Raw genomic sequence first — 18,342 nt, 5'->3', positions numbered from 1 at the left:
TCCCATTAAATAGTGACAATTTAATGGTGTGCGGTGCTCTTTTTCTTATTGTACACTCCTAAGTTAATGAATAATCTAGCATGTGTTTTATGCAGGTAACGCTTTCTATACAAAGTAAAGTAAAATAAGGTTAAAAATGAACGAAGCAATCGATGGAAATAGAATGTATGGGTGGGCAAAGGAGCTATTTCCAATCAATCGAAGCCTTACAGGTGATGGTGTAAGAGAAACATTGAGATATATCAAACAGTTTGTACCGGAACTGGTTGCACATGAGGTTCCTTCAAATACTATCGCTTTTGACTGGAAGGTACCGCAAGAGTGGAAAGTAAATAACGCATACATAATTGATCCTAATGGTAATAAAATATGCGATTTTAAAGTTAATAACCTACATCTAATGGGTTACTCAGAGCCTGTTAATAAGACACTTTCTTTAAAAGAATTACAAGCCCACCTTTACAGTATAGAGGATATGCCTGACGCAATACCATATGTTACATCATACTATGAGCGTAATTGGGGATTTTGTCTTAGCCACTCTCAACGTTTATCTTTGACTGAAGGTAGTTACCAAGTTGTTATAGATACAAATTTATTCAATGGGCATTTAACGTATGGAGAGTTTGTTTTACCTGGAGAAACAGAAAATGAAATTTTGCTTTCTACATACATATGCCATCCTTCTTTAGCTAATAATGAATTATCTGGACCAGTTGTTTGTATGGCATTAATTGAGCAACTTAAATTAATGACTGACCGTAGATATACTTACAGAGTTTTATTTTTACCAGAAACCATAGGATCAATAGTTTATATTTCAAAACATTTAAAACGTTTGAAAAAGCATCTGAAAGCTGGATTCATTGTCACATGTGTCGGTGATGAAAGAGAGTACTCTTACCTAAGTTCACGCAACTCTCGTACTTTAGCCGACAGAGCAGCACTAAGTGCTTTAAAGAATTTAGTTGGTAGTTTTAAACAGTATTCTTTTCTTGAGCGCGGTAGTGATGAGCGTCAATTTTGCGCTCCTGGTGTTGATTTACCTGTATGTTCAATTATGCGGAGCAAATACGGGGAATATCCCGAATATCATACATCATTAGATGATCTTACATTAATTACACCTGCTGGATTAAGAGGTGCTGCAGATGTAATTGTTGGCGCTATTCAATTATTAGAAAAAAATAAAGTATATAAAGCAACTAATTTATGTGAGCCGCAACTTGGTAAAAGAGGATTGTATCCTAATACGAGCAATATGCAGCAAGATTATACTCAAGTAAAAATGCTCACTAATTTACTAGCTTATGCAGATGGAGGTAGTGATTTATTAGAGCTTGCTGATAAGATTCGAGCTAATATTTTTGAGCTTTTACCTTTAGTTGAATCTCTCGAAAAAGCTGGTTTAATCAAAGTTCAAGACTAAATAGGGTAGAAGGAGCGCATAAATGCGCTCTTTTGTTAGTTTAATTTAATTACAGCAACATACCAATTGTAAGCTAATCCGAACCAATCCATTTTTATTTCTGCGCATTCACAATATTGTGAAATATTTGAAAAGCAGCTCAAAAAATCATCTTTATCTTCAAAGCGACGCATGACTTGACCATTGCGAACTCCGAAGTAATCATTTTTAATTCTCACATACCCTTTTTCGAGCTCTTCACACGATTCGTAAATAAAAGCTGAAGCAGTTGGAACAGATACGATTAGATAGCCTTTTGGCTTTGTTACTCTTACGAATTCATCAATATGTTTTTGATAATCAAAACTTTCAGAACTCATATAATAACTACTATTCCAAGATATTAAATAATCAAACATATTCGCTTCGAATGGGATTTCTTCGCAGCTACCTATTCGTAAGTCTAATTCTTGGCCTTTAAACTCCTTTCTTTCAGAGGCATTATTTACGATATCTTTTGTGATTTCTACCCCACTACTCAATAAACCAAGTCTATTAAAAAGAGGGAAATTACGGCCATCACCAAAACCTACATCTAAAATTTTCTTACCTTGAAAATTTTTATCTAGAAACTCTAACTTTGGAAATTGCCCTAAAAAAATTCTAATAACTGCTTCTGGTGGGTAGGCTATTTCTGTGTTTTCAGCATATATGCTATTCCATGATTTATCTCTATCATACTTCATTGTAGTATTATTACCTTTATATAGGGTTAGGTATAATGTTTAACACTTAAGATAACATTTCATAAATACGGTTTACAATATTTATAGGAATATCTAGCTGCCAAGGTTATTAATAGTGGCTTGTATTTTGCTTTATACTTGAAAGCTAGTAAAAACTTTAAGTATGGCAATGTTCATCGACTGGTCTTCGAGTAGAGGCAAAATAAGCGCACTTTTAAGTAGTGCTCCAATTATTAAAAGGTATTAGTGATGAAGTATCCAAAAATACTAGAATGCACTTTAAGAGATGGAAGTTATGAAATTGACTTTCAGTTTTCTAAAAATGATACAGTTGGTATTTGTAGTGCACTAGATTACTGTGGATTTGAGTTAATAGAAGTTGGTCATGGTGTCGGTCTAGGTGCTTCAGAAAGAGGTATAGGAGTTGCTCTTGAGACTGATGAAGTCTATATGAAAGCAGCGTCTGAGAGTGTAAAAAAAGGTAATTGGGGGATGTTTGCAATTCCGGGGATTGCAAATTTAGAACACCTTACGTTAGCTGAGTACCATGGAATGGATTTTGTTCGCTTAGGTTCTACAATATCTGATTTTAAAAAGTGTGAAAAATTTATAAGCTCTGCGAAAAATAAAAGTATGCTCACATACGTCAATTTCATGAAGTCGTATACTGTTTCGCCTAGCAAGCTGGCTAAGGCTGCAAAGGCTGCTTTCGAAATTGGGGCTGATGCTGTTTATGTAGTGGACTCAGCAGGCGGAATGCTACCACAAGAAGTAACGGAGTATGTTCAAGCAATACTTGCTGAATGCCCTAGTCTAACAGTTGGATTTCATGGGCATAATAATTTGGGGTTAGGTGTGGGAAACGCTCTTGCCGCTATCAATGCTGGTGCTGAAATTATTGATTCGTCGCTGCAAGGATTTGGACGTAGTGCCGGTAATACAAGTACAGAACAAATTATAGGGTGCTTGGCTCGTATGGGATTGGAGGGAAAAATAGATCCAATACAAGTAATGGATTTAGGTGAAGAACTCATAAAACCTTTGATTAATAAAAATGGTCTTTCATCTATTGACACTATATCAGGGATGTCATTATTCCATTCTAGTTATATGCCTATAATTTTTGAAATGTCACAAAAATATAAAGTTGATCCAAGGCATTTAATTATTTCTGTTTGTAAAGAAGATACTTGCAATGCACCTGAAGAAATGGTTGAAAGGCATGCAATTGAGCTGTTAAAAATACAAAAGGCAAAAGGGTATTGGAAGCCGAGTTATAAAAATTACCATGTGAATGAGCAAGTAATTCTATGATAAAAGAACTATTTAAGTCAGCAGAACAACACTCTTTTGCAATAATACAAGGTACTCAAAAGATTACTTATTTAAATTTTGAGAGTCAGGTAATGTTTTATATGAATCAGTTAACTAAAGCTGGTGTAAGTCAAGGTGATAAAGTAGCTCTAGAGCTCGAAGATAAATTGGAGTTTTTTGTAATTCTTGTTTCATTGTTCACATTAGGTGCAAAGGTCTTACCATTATCAGCTAACTACAATGAATGTTATAAATGCACATTGCTGGACATCTTTAACCCTGACAAAGTAATTAACAATGTTGGCGAATTTGAAGAATACATACCCGAAAAAAAAACGAATAGCTTTATCTATAAGGATAGTTCGAATAATGCTCAGGTTATTACCTTTACTTCAGGGACTACAGGTACACCAAAAGCGGTATGCCACGACTTAAAAAGCTTACTTGTTTGCGCTGAAGCGTTTAACAAACATAATGAAATCGGTTGTGAAGTTAAGATGTTGCATGTAATGCCTTGTTTTTACATGGCTGGTATTCTTAACACTTTTTTATGTCCATTAATAGCTGGTGGATGTGTCATTTTAAGTACAACCTTCTCGGCTAGTAATGCCGCAACTATCTTTAAGAATTTTGCTAAATATAGAGCAAATGCTATTTGGCTAAGCCCTTCAATGTTAGCCCTTTCATCTAAAATGACAACCGATAGAGATACTATAGGCTGGGTAAGTGATTGCGCAGCAAAGATATTTATCGGTACTGCGCCTCTTATGCAAAATACAAAAAAAGAGTTTGAGCATAAATTTGCACATGAAGTTTTAGAAAGTTATGGCACAAGTGAGCAGTTGTTTATATCTTGTGCGAAAGTCGGTGAAGGGCATTTGGACGGAGTTGGTCGGTGTCTGGATCTTGTAAATGTAACTTTTTCTGATTCGAACGAAATACTAATTGATTCTCCTTGGGAGATGCTTGGCTACTTAAACGCTGACTCAGAGTGCCCTGCTACAGGTGATATTGGAAAGTCATCATCAGGGGTTTTAAGCATAACTGGACGTAAAAAAGATATTATTATTAAAGGTGGAATTAATATAAGTTCGAGGTATATAGAGGATGTTAGTTTGAAGTATGCTGGTATTATGGATGCTGCAGTAGTTGCAAAGCCCCATGATTTTTGGGGTGAAGTGCCAATATTATTTCTTTTATCAGAGCATGATTTAAATATTAAATCTATAAAGGCGTGGTTGGGTACCTTGTTACCTTCAGAGTTTCTTCCTGAAAAAATAATTGTTTTGAAAAGCTTTCCTACTTCAGTCACGGGAAAAGTAATGAAAGCAAAGCTAATCGAAAAGTACTTAATATGATTATTGGATTCTCCCATCTTACTTGGAATTCAGCTTTTGTTGAGCGAGATATCTCTAAATTTAAAGAGTTAGGATATGAATCGGTATTTGATGAAAAAGAGTTAGAGAATAACTATTCAAAAAAGGATTTACTTGCTTCCTATTCTGCGAAACATGATATTAAATTACTTAAACGAAGTGATTCATATGACATTGAGATTATTAATCACCATAGTAAAAACATGAATGTACAAAATCGTTTATTTTACAGTGACTCAATGATGACTATTTTGATACCATCAGGTTGTTTTGCAAAGGAAATTGATTTTTGGTGTGGGCTAGGTTTCAAAGAAAGTGGAAATTGCCTAAGGTTATCTAGACCTGTAAAAACATGGAACCTCGATATCTCTTTTGTTTCAACGGAACAAGATCTTGTAGAACAAAAACTGGATCTACAAGGCTTTACATCAATTGCATTTATAGTAAAAGATTTAGCTCTGTTTAAGAGTAAACTAAAAAATAAAGTAATTTGGATTTCTGAGATATTTACTCTTGAAGTTAATGAACAGAAGATGGATATACTCCTATTTAAAACTCCCTCAGGGGTAATAATAGAACTCATCGAGGTATTAAAATGAAAATAACAGATTTAACAATGTTGCTTGAAGAGGGGATGCAAACATTTGCAGCTCATTGGCACCCCTTTTTTGAATCAACTCAGTTAGGACGACACGGAATTGAAAATAGAGAAACGCGAAAAATTGTATTAGGTACACACACTGGAACTCACATAGATGCCCCAAGGCACTTTATTGCTGATGGTGAAACAATTGAAAATATACCATTAGCTCAATTAAATGGGCCTGCACGGGTTATTGACTTTTCGAATCTTGCAGATAAACATGAAATTACTAAAGATGAGTTGACATTAGCTTTAGGTTCCCAGTGTCCGGTTCGCCTTGTTGCCAGGTTTGACTGGGATTTAAAATTAAACACTAATGAATACTACACAGACCATGCCTTTTTTTCTGAGGATGCTTGTCAATGGCTGGTAGATAATGGGTGTAAGCTTATCGCCCTAGATACCCCCCAGCCTGACAACCCTTTAAATGGAAGAGGGGCAGAAAAGGATGCACCTAACCATAAAATACTGCTTGGTGCAGGTGTTGTTATCGTTGAATATTTAATTAATATTCGTTCGATTGAGAGCGAAGAATTTACGCTTATCGTCGCACCCTTAAAAATTAAAGGTGGCGATGGGGCTCCAGTTAGGTGTTTTGCAATTGAGTAAGAGTAATGAAATGCTAGTAAAAGAAAAGCTAGTGCAGTGGTTTGTTTCCAAAAGCCAGATGGAAAATATTGATACAACGTTAAATTATTTTGAATCCGGTTATATTGATTCATTTGACGTGCTGATGTTAATAGAGTTCTGTGAATCAAGCTTCAATGTAGTGCTTAATGAGATACATTTTGAAGATAGAAGGTTCTCTTCAATTGATGGGTTGGTTGATATTTTAAACGATTTACAGGTGCAATGAATTGCAAAACTATCATTATAGTAGGACTGATTTTGAGTTGGCTTTACAATCTGTAGGGATTTGTAAAGGTGATACTGTTTTTTGTCATAGTAATGTTGGTTACCTAGGTTACCCGGAAGGAGTTACTTCCAAGCAGCAATCCTTAGAGTTAATACTTAGTACTTTTTTAAATTTACTAGGAAGCCAAGGTACCTTAGTGGTACCTACCTTTACTTATTCATTTGGTAAAGGAGAGAATTTTAATGTCAATGATACAGCGTCTGACTGTGGTATGTTCTCAGAATATATTAGGACTAATCCATTGTCAGTGCGAAGCAATGACCCTTCTGTATCTGTTTCTGCTATTGGAAAGTATGCTAGTTTCTTAACAAATAAAGTATCTGAAAATGCCTATGATGAGGGAAGCGCTTTTTCACGACTCGTTCAATTAAAGGCTAAGGTGCTTAACATTAACTTTGATGCAGGCAGTACGTTATTACATTTTTTTGAAAGAGTACATAATGTATCTTATAGGTTTGACAAAACATTTTATGGTAAAAAGTTTGATGGCAAATGCTATATTCCATGCAAATCAACCTTATGGGTTCGAGATTTAAACATAGAGGGGTCTCAGGCGAGTTTCGAGCGCTTTAACCGTTATGCCAGTGATAAAGGTATTTATAAAAGGGCTAAGGTAGGTCGAGGTGGAATTGGCTGTATTTCTGTCGAAGATATGAACAAGGCATTCTCAGAGTTATATGAGAAAGACCCTTGGTTTTTAACAGATAAACACATTTAATTTTTTAAAGATAATGGAGTTTTTTCGAACATTTAAGAATATAAGTGTTAGATTAATTATGAAATGAATCAATAAAAAGTATGAAAACAGCACAATGTAACGCTTTTAACTAGACTTAATTGGCATCGTTCAGGCTAACTAAATCTATTTTAATTACTAACCTATGAGTACTGCGCGATATCTTCTTCCTTCCTAAAGCAATCATTACTATGATCGTTAACCATTCCACAGGCCTGCATGTAAGCATACACTGTGGTTGGGCCTAAAAATTTAAAGCCACGCTTTTTTAAATCCTTCGCAAATAACGTCGATGCCTCAGTAACTGCAGGGTAGTCGGCCAGTGTTTCTAGATCGTTTACCTGAGGTTTATTACCAACAAACCGCCATTGATAATCACTAAAACTGCCAAATTCTTCTTGAATTGCAATAAAGCATTTCGCGTTATTAATTGTTGCGACAATTTTTAAGCGGTTGCGAACTATGCCCGCATTTTGCATTAATTTTTCTATATCGTGTTCAGTAAAGGCCGCTACTTTGTGTACATCAAAGTTGGCGAAGGCATTTTTATAATTCTCACGCTTTTTTAATATTGTATACCAGCTAAGTCCTGCTTGTGCCGATTCTAATGTTAAAAACTCAAAAAGTAGTTGATCCTCATACACTGGGACGCCCCATTCATGATCATGATATTCCACATAGTCAGGTTTTGTTGTATCTAACCATGGGCAGCGGCACTGAGTCTCTTTATTCATACATTTTCCTTTGCGCGTCATTTTTACGGCACGTGTTTTTACGGTTTAATCTATTGAATTTACTGTAAAATAATTTTGGTACACATTATGCATTAGCTACTGTATCTACATTATTTTAGAGAGTTGATTATGGCCCTTGCAAGTGTGCTAAAACCCCAGTTTATTTCTGCTAACCAGTATAACCCATGTTTACTGCAAGAGGAGTATGTTGGTGAGTTGAGTGATTTGCGTCAACAGGCAAGTTGGCTTTCTCATTTAGTTGATACTATGCCTGCGGGCGTGATTGTACTCGATGGTAAAGGAATGATCGCTAAAGCGAATCAAATTGCTATCGATATGCTCGGTGAACCACTAGAAGGTGAGAAGTGGTTTAGTGTTATTCAGCGCTCATTTCGTCCTCATCAAGATGATGGTCATGAAGTGTCGTTAAAAGATGGACGCTTAATAAAACTCGATATTACCGCACTTGCGCCAGAGCCTGGGCAACTTATATTAATGACCGATTTGACTGAAACCCGACGCTTACAAAAACGAGTCGCGCATATGCAGCGTTTAAGTGCGTTAGGTAAAATGGTGGCATCTTTGGCCCATCAAGTACGCACACCGTTATCAGCAGCGATGTTGTATGCTGCCAACTTAGGCTCAAAGCGCTTACCGGAAGCATCACGCGGCAGTTTTCACACAAAATTAATGTCTCGCTTGAAAGATTTAGAAACCCAAGTAAACGACATGCTGCTATTTGCTAAAAGTGGTGATCAACAGGTAGTTGAGCAAGTGTCGATGCAACAGTTACTCAGTGAAGTAAAAGCTGGTGCCGATGCCATGGTAGCGCTCAATGATAGCGAATTAAATGTGAGCTTACCTGAACCCGATATAGAAATCATGGGTAATAAAACCGCATTAGCAAGCGCTATTCAAAACCTAATTCACAACAGTATTCAAGTTATTGGCAGTGGCGCGCAGGTTTACCTTAGCGCCCAGCGTGACAAACAAGACTCTGACTTTGTACGCATTAGCGTGAGTGACAATGGTCCAGGCATTGACTTAGTCCAGAGCGAGAAAATATTTGAACCTTTTTATACCACTAAAAGCCAAGGTACAGGCTTAGGGCTTGCCGTTGTTAGTTCGGTAGCCAGTGCGCATCAGGGAAGGGTGGAGGCAAACAACAACCCACACGGGGGAGCAATTTTTAGTATGTTGCTGCCTATTAGTGTCACATCTAAATTAGGGGAGTCACATGAGTAACACTATTTTAGTTGTAGAAGACGACGCCGGACTTCGTGAAGCATTAATTGATACTCTAGAAATGTCGGGCATCGCTTGCACGGCAGCCAGTAGTGCAGAGCAAGCCATGTTGTTATTAAAAAAAGATGTATTTTCACTGGTGGTCAGTGATGTACAAATGGGCGAAATGAGTGGCTTAGATTTATTACGCAGTATTAAATTAAATCACCCTGATTTACCCGTTTTAATGATGACGGCCTATGCCACTATTGATGATGCGGTTGAAGCCATGCGCCTAGGCGCGATTGATTATATGGCTAAGCCATTTGCACCAGAAGTGCTATTGAACATGGTGAGCCGTTACTTACCTGAAAAGGAAAAAGAAACAGACGGTCCTATCGTTGCCGACCCTAGTAGTATTCAATTACTTGAACTTGCAGGTAAAGTTGCTCGTTCAGATGCCAGTGTAATGGTACTTGGGCCAAGTGGCTCAGGTAAAGAAGTGCTGGCACGGTATATTCATGACAAGTCAAAACGCTGCAATGAACCATTTGTAGCAATTAACTGTGCTGCTATTCCTGAAAACATGCTTGAAGCTACTTTGTTTGGCTACGAAAAAGGCGCGTTTACTGGTGCGATTCAGGCCTGCCCGGGTAAGTTTGAACAAGCACAGGGTGGGACTATCTTACTTGATGAAATCACCGAAATGGATTTAGGCTTACAAGCTAAACTACTGCGGGTATTACAAGAACGCGAAGTTGAGCGTTTAGGCGGTCGGAAAACTATTTCGCTAGATGTACGTGTGCTTGCAACCAGTAACCGCGAATTAAAAGAGGCCGTTGCTGAAAATCAGTTCCGCGAAGATTTATATTATCGACTCAATGTGTTTCCTTTACTGTGGCGACCTCTGTGTGAGCGTCCTGGCGACATTATTGTACTGGCTAAGCATTTAATTGAACGTCACTTAAGTAAAAGCAAAGAGCCAATGGCGTATCTAGATACAAGCGCTGAACAAAAGCTACTTAGCCATAGCTGGCCGGGTAACGTTCGAGAGCTGGATAACGTTATTCAACGTGCTTTAATTTTACGCAGTGGCAGTACTATTGATGAGCATGCAATTTTTATCGAAAATTTAACCCCAACTCAGTTTGTGGTTGAAACAACGTCAGTGCCTGAGCCTATAAACAATAGTCTCAGTAACGCTTATTATGATGAAAAAACAATGCCCGAAGATGAGCAAAAAAATGATTTGCTCGCCTTAGACACGGGGAGTTATAAAGATGAGCTTAAAGATAAAGAGCATCGCATAATTCTAGAAACCTTGGCGCGTTGCCAAGGGAAACGTAAAGAAGTAGCCGAAACCTTAGGTATAAGTCCACGTACTTTGCGTTACAAATTAGCGCAAATGCGCGATTTAGGTATTTCCCTCCCTGCATAACCTCAACAGCTCTAAAACTAAGTAACTGATTTTAGGGCTGTCAAAACTCTGACTACGCAAATAAACATAGTAAACCATTGTTCTAGTTGAATTTTATTTTTGGCATGTTTTGTGCTTTATTCTCTTTAAGAGTTTACTGCATTATCAGAGACAATTATGAAAATTCAAAACAGTGCTTTATTTCAAGAAATGCAATCTATGGCTTCAGAAGCCACGCGTAGTAACCAAGTTAATAACTTGCCAACGCAAGTGCAATCAACGTCTACAGCACAATTTGGTGATATGTTGAGTAATGCACTTAATACAGTGCATGAGCTTCAGCAAGACACAGGACAAAAAAGAAAAGCAGTTGAGATGGGCGACAGAAGCGTATCGCTTGCTGAGGCGATGATTGCCTCGCAAAAGTCTTCTGTGGCATTTGAAGCTACGGTACAGGTTCGTAATAAGCTTGTTGAATCTTACAAAGAAATTATGAACATGCCTGTTTAACTAGGTAGTGGAGAATTATTGTGGCGCAATCTAATCAATCAACAGATCTGGCACTTGCTGATGGCATGATGGAGCAAAGTGAAACTGAAGATCAACAAGAGCAAAAATCGGGCTATTTCAGCGCCCTAGGTGGTGTTGATGTTTTACGTCAAATTACCCTGATTGTTGCATTGGCCATTTGTTTGGCTATTGCTATCTTCGTGATTATCTGGGCTCGTCAGCCAGATATGCGCCCATTAGGTAAAATGCAAACTCAAGAGTTAATTGAAACACTCGACTTTTTAGATGCGCAAAAAATTGACTATGAACTTGATGGTAATGTGGTGTCGGTTGATGAAACTGAGTATCAAAATATTAAGTTACTGATGACACGTGAAGGTTTAGATCAAGGGCCAACATCAGGTAGCGATATTATTATGCAAGACATGGGGTTTGGAGTAAGCCAACGTTTAGAACGTGAGCGCCTTAAACATGGTCGCGAGCAACAGCTTGCCCGTACTATTGAAGAGCTAAACAACGTTACTCGCGCCAAAGTACTATTAGCTATTCCAAAAGAAAATGTATTTGCTCGTCGAGAGAAAAAACCCTCAGCAACAGTAGTACTAACGCTTAAGCGTGGTCGCTCATTAGATAGCGAAGAAGTTGACTCAGTAGTTGATATGATTGCTTCAGCGGTGCAAGGCCTTGAGCCTTCTCGCGTAACGGTGACCGATCAAAACGGTCGCTTACTAAATTCAGGTTCGCAAACCTCTTTGGCTGCACGCTCTCGTAAAGAATACGACCTAGAGCGTAAACGTGAGCAAGAATACCTAGAAAAAATTGACAGCATTTTAATTCCCGTCGTTGGTTTGGGTAATTACACCGCCCAAGTAGATTTAAGCATGGACTTTAGTGCAGTAGAAGAAACACAAAAACGTTACAACCCAGATTTACCGGCAGTAAGAAGTGAAACCACTTTCGAAGAAAATAATATCGGTGGTTTAGCGGTAGGTATTCCTGGTGCACTTACTAATCAGCCTCCTGTTAACTCAACGATACCTGAAGATGCAATGGCTGGCGGTGCAGGCACTGCAACCTCACCAAGTCGTACTCACAAAGAAGCTACCCGTAACTATGAACTTGATACCACTATTTCTCATAAACGTCAGCAAACGGGTGTGATCCGCAGAATTAGTGTGTCTGTAGCGGTCGATTACTTACCCACGGTAGATGAAAACGGTGAAACAACCATGACACCACGCTCGGTAGAAGCTTTGTCAAATATTCGTCGCTTGTTACAAGGTGGCGTAGGCTTTGATATGCAACGTGGCGATGCACTTGAAGTAGTGACCGTGCCATTTGTTCGTGAAGACTCAGCGCTTGATTTCGAATTGCCTTTATGGGAACAAGACTGGTTTATGAAAATGATGCGCTTAGTATTGGGTGCGCTGGTTATTATTGTACTGATTTTAGCTGTAGTTAAGCCTATGCTTAAGCGATTAATTTACCCAGATAATACACTTGAAGAATATGATGAAGACTCTCTTAGTTCAGGTGTTGACCTTGGTGACAGCACATTAGATATGCTAAATAATGACTTTGATTCTGCTTCAGTTGGCTTCTCAAGCGATGGTACACTACAGTTACCAGACCTACATGGCGACGAAGACTTATTGAAAGCGGTTCGTGCCCTTGTAGCCAATGAACCAGAACTATCATCACAAGTAGTGAAAGCGTGGTTAACAGAAGATGACTGATCAAGAACAAAAACAACTACCACCGGCGTTTGATGTTGATAAGCTCGATGGTGTAGATAAAGCGGCGATATTATTGCTAAGTTTATCTGAAGAAGATGCAGCGCAAATCCTAAAGCACTTAGAGCCAAAGCAAGTGCAAAAGGTAGGTATGGCCATGGCGGCAATCGATGATTTGTCGCAAGCTAAAATCAGCGCAGTGCACAACTTGTTTATCGAACAAATTCAAAGCTTTAGTACGATAGGTTTTCAGTCTGAAGATTTTATCAAAAAAGCACTTACTGCTGCATTAGGTGAAGATAAAGCTGCCAGCTTGATAGACCAAATTGTTATGGGCTCAGGCGCCAAAGGGCTTGATTCATTAAAATGGATGGACTCAAAGCAGGTAGCGAATATTATTCGTAATGAGCATCCACAAATTCAAACAATTGTGCTTTCTTATTTAGAGCCGGAACAATCTGCTGAGATTTTAGCGCAATTTCCTGAAAAAGTGCGCTTAGATTTAACCATGCGTATTGCCAATTTAGAAGAAGTTCAACCAGCGGCTTTACAAGAATTAAACGAAATTATGGAAAAACAATTCGCTGGTCAAGCGGGTGCACAAGCTGCGAAGATGGGTGGCTTAAAAGCGGCTGCAGATATTATGAACTACCTCGATACCAATGTTGAAGGGCAGTTAATGGATTCTATCCGTGAGCATGACGAAGAAATGTCGCAACAAATTCAAGACTTAATGTTTGTCTTCGAAAACTTAATGGATGTAGAGGATCGAGGTATTCAAGCAATTTTACGTGAAGTGCCTCAAGATGTTCTGATGAAAGCCATTAAAGGCACTGACGAAGCGCTTAAAGAGAAGATTTTGGGTAACATGTCAAAACGTGCAGCAGAAATGCTTGCTGATGACTTAGAAGCTATGGCACCAGTGCGTATTAGTGAAGTAGAAGCAGCACAAAAAGAAATACTGTCAACAGCTCGTCGTCTATCAGATTCAGGTGAAATTATGCTTGGTGGTGGCGGTGGTGAGGAGTTCTTATAATTTATGAGTAACTCAAAAGGTCGCCCGTTACACGCTGATGAAGCTGATGAGCTATTAAAAAATTGGCCAATTCCAGATGTTGCGCCAGATGAGCGAAGTTTTGGCAATCGTTCGACCGCTTTTGGTACGCCATTGGCAGAGCTATACCATAAAGAAATGGCCAAAGAGCAAGATGAAGAGCCCGAAGAACAAGAATTACCTTCTCTTACTATGGTGGAGCTTGAGCGCATTCGCCAAGATGCGTATGAGGAAGGTCTTAAGCAAGGACACGAGCAAGGCTATATAGATGGTTTTGATAAAGGCGTAACTGAGGGAAAAGAAGCTGGTTACAAAGAAGGTGTTGAGCTGGGTAAAACCCAAGGTCAAGAAGAGGTTAAACCTTTGATGGATGAGCAGTTAACTCACTTACGCAGCTTGTTAGATAGTTTATCTGATCCACTTAAAAAAGTGGATGAGCAAGCAGAAAAGCAGTTGGTACAGTTAGCAACTATGCTTAGTGAAGCAATCATTTATCAAGAGATAAAAACTTCGCCTGATATTATCTTACATACCTTGAAAAAAAGCATTGATGCATTGAATGCAGAGCAACAGAAAGTTAAAATTCATCTTCACCCAGAAGACCTAACACTTATAAAAACCAGTTATGGCGAGCAAGCTATTGAAGATAATCATTGGCAGTTAATTCCAGAGCCTACATTGGAGCGCGGCGGTTGTGAAGTTAAGACAACACTATCGTCTTTAGATATGACCTTGAAAACTCGTGTCAAAGAAACATTGGATAGTTTTTTGCATAATAGTGGTATCTAACTTTTTATTGGCGTGCAATGTCTGTGAGCGATACTTCATTAAGCGAACGCTTATCTCAATACCAACAACATATTAAAACCCCAGCCCCTGCGGTTGCGGGTGTTTTAACCCGTGTGGTTGGTTTAACACTTGAAGCAAAAGGCCTGCGAGCTCCAGTAGGCAGCCAATGTAAAATTGAAACCATGAGCGGCTTTGTTGATGCCGAGATTGTTGGTTTTAATGATCAAACCTTATATTTAATGCCCAATGATCATATCTCAGGTGTACTTCCTGGTGCCCGAGTTATTCCTCAAGTTAATGACACTGGTTTACCTGTTGGTATGAGTTTACTTGGCCGAGTTATCGACGGTTTAGGGCGACCTTTAGATGGGCTAGGGAAAATAAACGCAGAACACACACTTAAATTCGCTCAAAACGCAATAAACCCACTGGCAAGACGCCCCATTAGTAAACCCATGGATGTGGGAGTTCGCGCTATTAACTCAGTAATTACCGTAGGCCAAGGTCAGCGTATGGGCTTATTTGCAGGCTCCGGTGTGGGTAAATCTGTACTATTGGGCATGATGACTCGAGGCAGTGAAGCCGATGTAATTGTAGTGGGTTTAGTTGGTGAGCGTGGCCGAGAAGTAAAAGAATTTATTGAAGAAATACTGGGTGTTGAAGGACGTAAACGCTCAGTTGTTGTGGCAGCGCCTGCTGATGCTTCACCATTAATGCGATTAAAAGGCTGTGAGAGTGCAGTCACCATTGCAGAATACTTTCGAGATCAAGGGCTAAACGTATTGTTACTGCTTGACTCGGTAACGCGTTATGCCATGGCACAGCGTGAAATAGCACTTGCTGTGGGTGAGCCTCCTGCTACCAAAGGTTATCCGCCTTCAGTATTTGCTAAATTACCCGCATTAGTGGAACGTGCTGGTAATGGCGGAGAAGGGCAAGGCTCTATTACTGCCTTTTTTACTGTACTGAGTGAAGGTGATGACATGCAAGACCCGATAGCCGATGCCGCACGTGCCATACTTGATGGGCATATTGTTTTATCGCGTGATTTAGCCGACAGCGGTCATTACCCTGCTATTGATATAGAAAAGTCTATTTCTCGAGTGATGCCACAAGTGGTTTCTGAGCCACATATGCAGCAAGCTCGGGTACTTAAACAAGTATATTCTATGTATCAACAGAACAAAGATATGATCACCTTGGGTGCTTATCAAAAAGGCAGTGACCAAATGCTTGATCAGGCAATAAACATGATGCCAAGAGTGAACGCATTTTTACAGCAAGGCATGCGTGACGTGATTAGTTATGATGATGGCCTACAAGGGCTCGCACAATTATTAGGACAAGCATAATGGCAAAAAATAAACTACATTTGCTGCTTAAGCTTGAAAATGAAAAAGAAGAAACATTACGCATGAGCTACTTGCAAGCAAATCAAAACTTGCAGCTAAATCAGCAAAAGCTTCAAGGCTTAAATGACTTTCGACTTGAATATACGCAGCAACTTCATATTAAAGGGCAATCGGGCTTATCAAGTGCTGGGTTTAGCCAGTATCACGCATTCATAGCTAAGATTGAAGAGGCGACTCGCCAACAAGCGAGTACCGTTAATACTGCAAAACAAGTCGTGAGCCAGCGTAAAACGTTATGGTTAAAACAACAAGTTAAAGCGAAAGCGGTTGCTAAGCTAATTGAAAAGCAACAGTTAAAAGCGGATATGCTGGTGGCTAAGAATGAACAAAAAATGTTAGATGAGTTTTCTTCTAATCAATTTTATCAAAGAAATAAAGCACTGTAAGGTAGGCATACTAATTGCTTATGTTCTATAAGAGCAATGTTTTTTAGGATTGTGCGGTGGGCTGTTGCCGCTTTTATTAGGTGATTTATGGCGATGAATGATATTTCAATGTTGGCGGTATCTGAGCAAGACTCATACCTAGTTAATAAAGACAGTGATAAAGCAAAATTAGATAGCAGTAATGATGCTGGCTTTTTTGACCAACTAGCACTTGCTAACCAAGCTTCTGATACACAAAATGCAGAGGTTAAGGCGCCAAAAAAACAACCATCAGATGAACCATCCGATCCAAAAGAGCAAACTAGCGAAGAGAAGCCTTTGAGCGGTGAGGATATGCTGGCGCAAATTAATGCGGCACAGGTAATCGACACCTCAGTAAAAAATAACTCTCATGGCGGCGCAGAGTTAATAGACAAAAATGGTGTCAAAATAAACATTAAGCCTGAAGATAAGCTTGCACCTATTGTTATTAATTTGCCAAGTGATGAAATTGTTGATGATGCAGCTATTTTACAAGTACAAAATGCTGTAGGTGCTGAGTCAGCGAGCAAAACTGCTGTTGAGTCTCCACAGCTTGGTACTCAATCAATAGCGACAGCTGCCACAGCTGGAGAATCTGAGACTGTTAAAAATGAGCAAGCGGTTGCAAAACCATCAGATAAGCCGACTGATTCTACAGGCACTAAAGCATCGATAGATGCGTCTGTTTTGGCGTTGTTATCAAAAGATGATAATGCAATAAAAGCTGATAAATTCTTAGCAAATTTAACGCCTTCACAACAAGGTGAACTTGCTACTGAGCTAGATGCGATGAGCAAGCCCATTAATAAAGACAATGTAGCGGATTTAAAGCAGTTACTCAGTAAGTATGTTAGCGAAAGCGAGAAACCGCAAACTCCTCAACAAGCCATTAATGCACAAATAAGTACGCTAACGACCCCAGAAAAACAGGCATTGCTTAATCAGTTGCAGGGATACATTAAAAGCGAGCCTATACCTACTAAAGAACTTACCTTATTAAAAGGGGTTATCAGTGATTTAGAAACTGCTATCAACGCAGACACTTTGTCTAGTGCCAAAGATAAGCCGTTGTTTGCTAATAATACGTTGATAGCAGGCGTTACACCTAAAACACAACAAGGTACAGAGTCGGCTAATGTAAAACCTGAGCTAAAATCAGAAAGCTCTAAATCGATAGCCGAAACGCCTGAGGAGCTTACTAAACAGCTTGATGTACTACAAAAAGAGAGTATGCGCGCCACTAACGCAGAACAAATGCCACCGCGTGCTGCACAGATTTTTTCTCAAATCATTAATATATTCGATAAATCGTCGCTTAATACTATCGCTAAATACGATACTTTAGGCTACGAGCAAGCTATTATTGAAGCGCAAAGTTTACAGGCTGGGCAGTTACAAAGCACTGCGCAAGCTAAACAGGTGAGCATTGATCCTGCCACCTTACAGGCATTAAATATTATTAAAAGTGATGCCGCAAAAATGCTACAAGAGCGCGTTACTTCAATGTTAAGCATTAATAACAAAGAAGCTGAAATTCGTTTAGATCCACCTGAAATGGGCAGTATGCAAATTCGTATTCGAAGTGATGCGGAGCAAGCACAAATAAACTTTGTAGTGCAAAATCAGCAAGCCAAAGAAGCGCTGGAGCAATCATTACCTAGGCTTAGAGAATTATTAATGCAACAGGGTTTAGAACTAGGTGAAAGCAGCATTTCTTATGGTGGTTCATCTCCAGAACAAAACGAGCAACAAGAAAGTCAGCCACAAGGTCAAATGGCTAATAATAGCTCTTCAGATGAGACAAATAGTGAGCAACCAGATAAGCAAACACATAGTTCTGGACAACAAACGTCATCATCAATAGATTACTATGCCTAAGTCCTGCTATTATAATAGTTAAAACAAGCAAATACCTTTGCGAAT

The 18,342-nt window shown here is 39.0% G+C and carries 18 protein-coding genes; 16 read left to right on the top strand and 2 right to left on the bottom strand.

All coding sequences use genetic code 11. The features are described 5' to 3' along the window. The first annotated feature begins 136 nt into the window (after positions 1–136). The gene (locus FHG08_RS15110) at positions 137–1,429 is read left to right on the top strand and encodes a DUF4910 domain-containing protein (protein WP_212751290.1); all 1,293 of its coding nucleotides are present in this window, start codon (positions 137–139) and stop codon (positions 1,427–1,429) included. Positions 1,430–1,464: 35 nt separating this feature from the next. Here the strand turns inward: FHG08_RS15110 and FHG08_RS15105 are convergent, their stop codons facing one another. After that, positions 1,465–2,154 (bottom strand): class I SAM-dependent methyltransferase, encoded by a 690-nt coding sequence (locus FHG08_RS15105; RefSeq protein ID WP_138570510.1) that lies wholly within the window; start codon positions 2,152–2,154, stop codon positions 1,465–1,467. A 249-nt stretch (positions 2,155–2,403) separates the two neighbouring features. On the opposite strand from FHG08_RS15105, the gene FHG08_RS15100 reads away from it, so the two are divergent. Genes FHG08_RS15100 through FHG08_RS15075 form a run of 6 tightly spaced genes read left to right on the top strand, consistent with a single transcriptional unit; the run spans position 2,404 to position 7,121 of the window. Beyond that, on the top strand, positions 2,404–3,468 hold the full coding sequence (locus FHG08_RS15100) for a 4-hydroxy-2-oxovalerate aldolase (RefSeq protein WP_178956418.1): 1,065 nt from the start codon (positions 2,404–2,406) through the stop codon (positions 3,466–3,468). Further along, positions 3,465–4,826 (top strand): class I adenylate-forming enzyme family protein, encoded by a 1,362-nt coding sequence (locus tag FHG08_RS15095; RefSeq protein WP_178956417.1) that lies wholly within the window; start codon positions 3,465–3,467, stop codon positions 4,824–4,826. Before FHG08_RS15100 ends, FHG08_RS15095 begins: the two co-directional genes overlap by 4 nt. Then, complete coding sequence (locus tag FHG08_RS15090) at positions 4,823–5,443, top strand: hypothetical protein (RefSeq protein WP_138605294.1); 621 nt, start codon at positions 4,823–4,825, stop codon at positions 5,441–5,443. Before FHG08_RS15095 ends, FHG08_RS15090 begins: the two co-directional genes overlap by 4 nt. Then, positions 5,440–6,096: a cyclase family protein gene (locus FHG08_RS15085; RefSeq protein ID WP_178956416.1), complete on the top strand. Its 657-nt coding sequence runs from the start codon at positions 5,440–5,442 to the stop codon at positions 6,094–6,096. Before FHG08_RS15090 ends, FHG08_RS15085 begins: the two co-directional genes overlap by 4 nt. Then, positions 6,089–6,343: a hypothetical protein gene (locus tag FHG08_RS15080; protein WP_178956415.1), complete on the top strand. Its 255-nt coding sequence runs from the start codon at positions 6,089–6,091 to the stop codon at positions 6,341–6,343. Before FHG08_RS15085 ends, FHG08_RS15080 begins: the two co-directional genes overlap by 8 nt. Before the next feature lies 1 nt (position 6,344). Further along, positions 6,345–7,121, top strand: coding sequence for an AAC(3) family N-acetyltransferase (locus tag FHG08_RS15075; RefSeq protein WP_171039589.1), 777 nt, complete (start codon positions 6,345–6,347; stop codon positions 7,119–7,121). Positions 7,122–7,282: 161 nt separating this feature from the next. Here the strand turns inward: FHG08_RS15075 and FHG08_RS15070 are convergent, their stop codons facing one another. After that, entirely contained in the window at positions 7,283–7,873 is a 591-nt protein-coding gene (locus FHG08_RS15070) for a DNA-3-methyladenine glycosylase I (protein ID WP_178956414.1), read from the bottom strand. 129 nt (positions 7,874–8,002) lie between these two features. Between FHG08_RS15070 and FHG08_RS15065 the strand changes: the two genes are divergently transcribed. From FHG08_RS15065 to FHG08_RS15025, 9 genes are all read left to right on the top strand, one after another. Further along, positions 8,003–9,118, top strand: a complete 1,116-nt coding sequence (locus FHG08_RS15065; protein ID WP_075169684.1) for a PAS domain-containing sensor histidine kinase — start codon at positions 8,003–8,005, stop codon at positions 9,116–9,118. After that, complete coding sequence (locus FHG08_RS15060; RefSeq protein ID WP_178956413.1) at positions 9,111–10,535, top strand: sigma-54 dependent transcriptional regulator; 1,425 nt, start codon at positions 9,111–9,113, stop codon at positions 10,533–10,535. The genes FHG08_RS15065 and FHG08_RS15060 overlap by 8 nt, the downstream gene beginning before the upstream one ends. 156 nt (positions 10,536–10,691) lie before the next feature. Further along, positions 10,692–11,024 carry a flagellar hook-basal body complex protein FliE gene (gene fliE / locus FHG08_RS15055; RefSeq protein WP_010387900.1) on the top strand — a complete coding sequence of 111 codons (333 nt, stop codon included), beginning with the start codon at positions 10,692–10,694 and terminating at the stop codon, positions 11,022–11,024. Between the two features lie 20 nt (positions 11,025–11,044). Beyond that, positions 11,045–12,760, top strand: coding sequence for a flagellar basal-body MS-ring/collar protein FliF (gene fliF, locus FHG08_RS15050; protein ID WP_178956412.1), 1,716 nt, complete (start codon positions 11,045–11,047; stop codon positions 12,758–12,760). After that, on the top strand, positions 12,753–13,793 hold the full coding sequence (gene fliG, locus FHG08_RS15045) for a flagellar motor switch protein FliG (protein WP_010387902.1): 1,041 nt from the start codon (positions 12,753–12,755) through the stop codon (positions 13,791–13,793). The genes fliF and fliG overlap by 8 nt, the downstream gene beginning before the upstream one ends. Before the next feature lie 3 nt (positions 13,794–13,796). After that, entirely contained in the window at positions 13,797–14,600 is an 804-nt protein-coding gene (fliH, locus tag FHG08_RS15040; protein WP_055013207.1) for a flagellar assembly protein FliH, read from the top strand. A 17-nt stretch (positions 14,601–14,617) separates the two neighbouring features. Then, entirely contained in the window at positions 14,618–15,952 is a 1,335-nt protein-coding gene (gene fliI / locus FHG08_RS15035; protein ID WP_178956411.1) for a flagellar protein export ATPase FliI, read from the top strand. After that, entirely contained in the window at positions 15,952–16,398 is a 447-nt protein-coding gene (gene fliJ / locus FHG08_RS15030) for a flagellar export protein FliJ (RefSeq protein ID WP_010387909.1), read from the top strand. The genes fliI and fliJ overlap by 1 nt, the downstream gene beginning before the upstream one ends. An 87-nt stretch (positions 16,399–16,485) precedes the next feature. Next, complete coding sequence (locus tag FHG08_RS15025; protein ID WP_178956410.1) at positions 16,486–18,297, top strand: flagellar hook-length control protein FliK; 1,812 nt, start codon at positions 16,486–16,488, stop codon at positions 18,295–18,297. Positions 18,298–18,342: the final 45 nt, after the last annotated feature.

This window comes from Pseudoalteromonas sp. Scap03 (genome assembly GCF_013393115.1).
Taxonomy (GTDB): Bacteria; Pseudomonadota; Gammaproteobacteria; order Enterobacterales; family Alteromonadaceae; genus Pseudoalteromonas.
This window is presented reverse-complemented; position numbering and strand designations above follow the sequence as displayed.

Excerpts from the sequence above, each read along its gene's own strand:
- fliE (WP_010387900.1), top strand. The coding sequence starts at position 10,692 with ATGAAAATTCAAAACAGTGCTTTATTTCAAGAAATGCAATCTATGGCT.
- FHG08_RS15060 (WP_178956413.1), top strand. The coding sequence starts at position 9,111 with ATGAGTAACACTATTTTAGTTGTAGAAGACGACGCCGGACTTCGTGAA.
- FHG08_RS15105 (WP_138570510.1), bottom strand. The coding sequence starts at position 2,154 with ATGAAGTATGATAGAGATAAATCATGGAATAGCATATATGCTGAAAAC.
- FHG08_RS15100 (WP_178956418.1), top strand. The coding sequence starts at position 2,404 with ATGAAGTATCCAAAAATACTAGAATGCACTTTAAGAGATGGAAGTTAT.
- fliH (WP_055013207.1), top strand. The coding sequence starts at position 13,797 with ATGAGTAACTCAAAAGGTCGCCCGTTACACGCTGATGAAGCTGATGAG.
- FHG08_RS15095 (WP_178956417.1), top strand. The coding sequence starts at position 3,465 with ATGATAAAAGAACTATTTAAGTCAGCAGAACAACACTCTTTTGCAATA.
- fliI (WP_178956411.1), top strand. The coding sequence starts at position 14,618 with ATGTCTGTGAGCGATACTTCATTAAGCGAACGCTTATCTCAATACCAA.
- FHG08_RS15070 (WP_178956414.1), bottom strand. The coding sequence starts at position 7,873 with ATGAATAAAGAGACTCAGTGCCGCTGCCCATGGTTAGATACAACAAAA.
- fliG (WP_010387902.1), top strand. The coding sequence starts at position 12,753 with ATGACTGATCAAGAACAAAAACAACTACCACCGGCGTTTGATGTTGAT.
- fliJ (WP_010387909.1), top strand. The coding sequence starts at position 15,952 with ATGGCAAAAAATAAACTACATTTGCTGCTTAAGCTTGAAAATGAAAAA.
- FHG08_RS15090 (WP_138605294.1), top strand. The coding sequence starts at position 4,823 with ATGATTATTGGATTCTCCCATCTTACTTGGAATTCAGCTTTTGTTGAG.
- FHG08_RS15025 (WP_178956410.1), top strand. The coding sequence starts at position 16,486 with ATGGCGATGAATGATATTTCAATGTTGGCGGTATCTGAGCAAGACTCA.
- FHG08_RS15110 (WP_212751290.1), top strand. The coding sequence starts at position 137 with ATGAACGAAGCAATCGATGGAAATAGAATGTATGGGTGGGCAAAGGAG.
- FHG08_RS15085 (WP_178956416.1), top strand. The coding sequence starts at position 5,440 with ATGAAAATAACAGATTTAACAATGTTGCTTGAAGAGGGGATGCAAACA.
- FHG08_RS15065 (WP_075169684.1), top strand. The coding sequence starts at position 8,003 with ATGGCCCTTGCAAGTGTGCTAAAACCCCAGTTTATTTCTGCTAACCAG.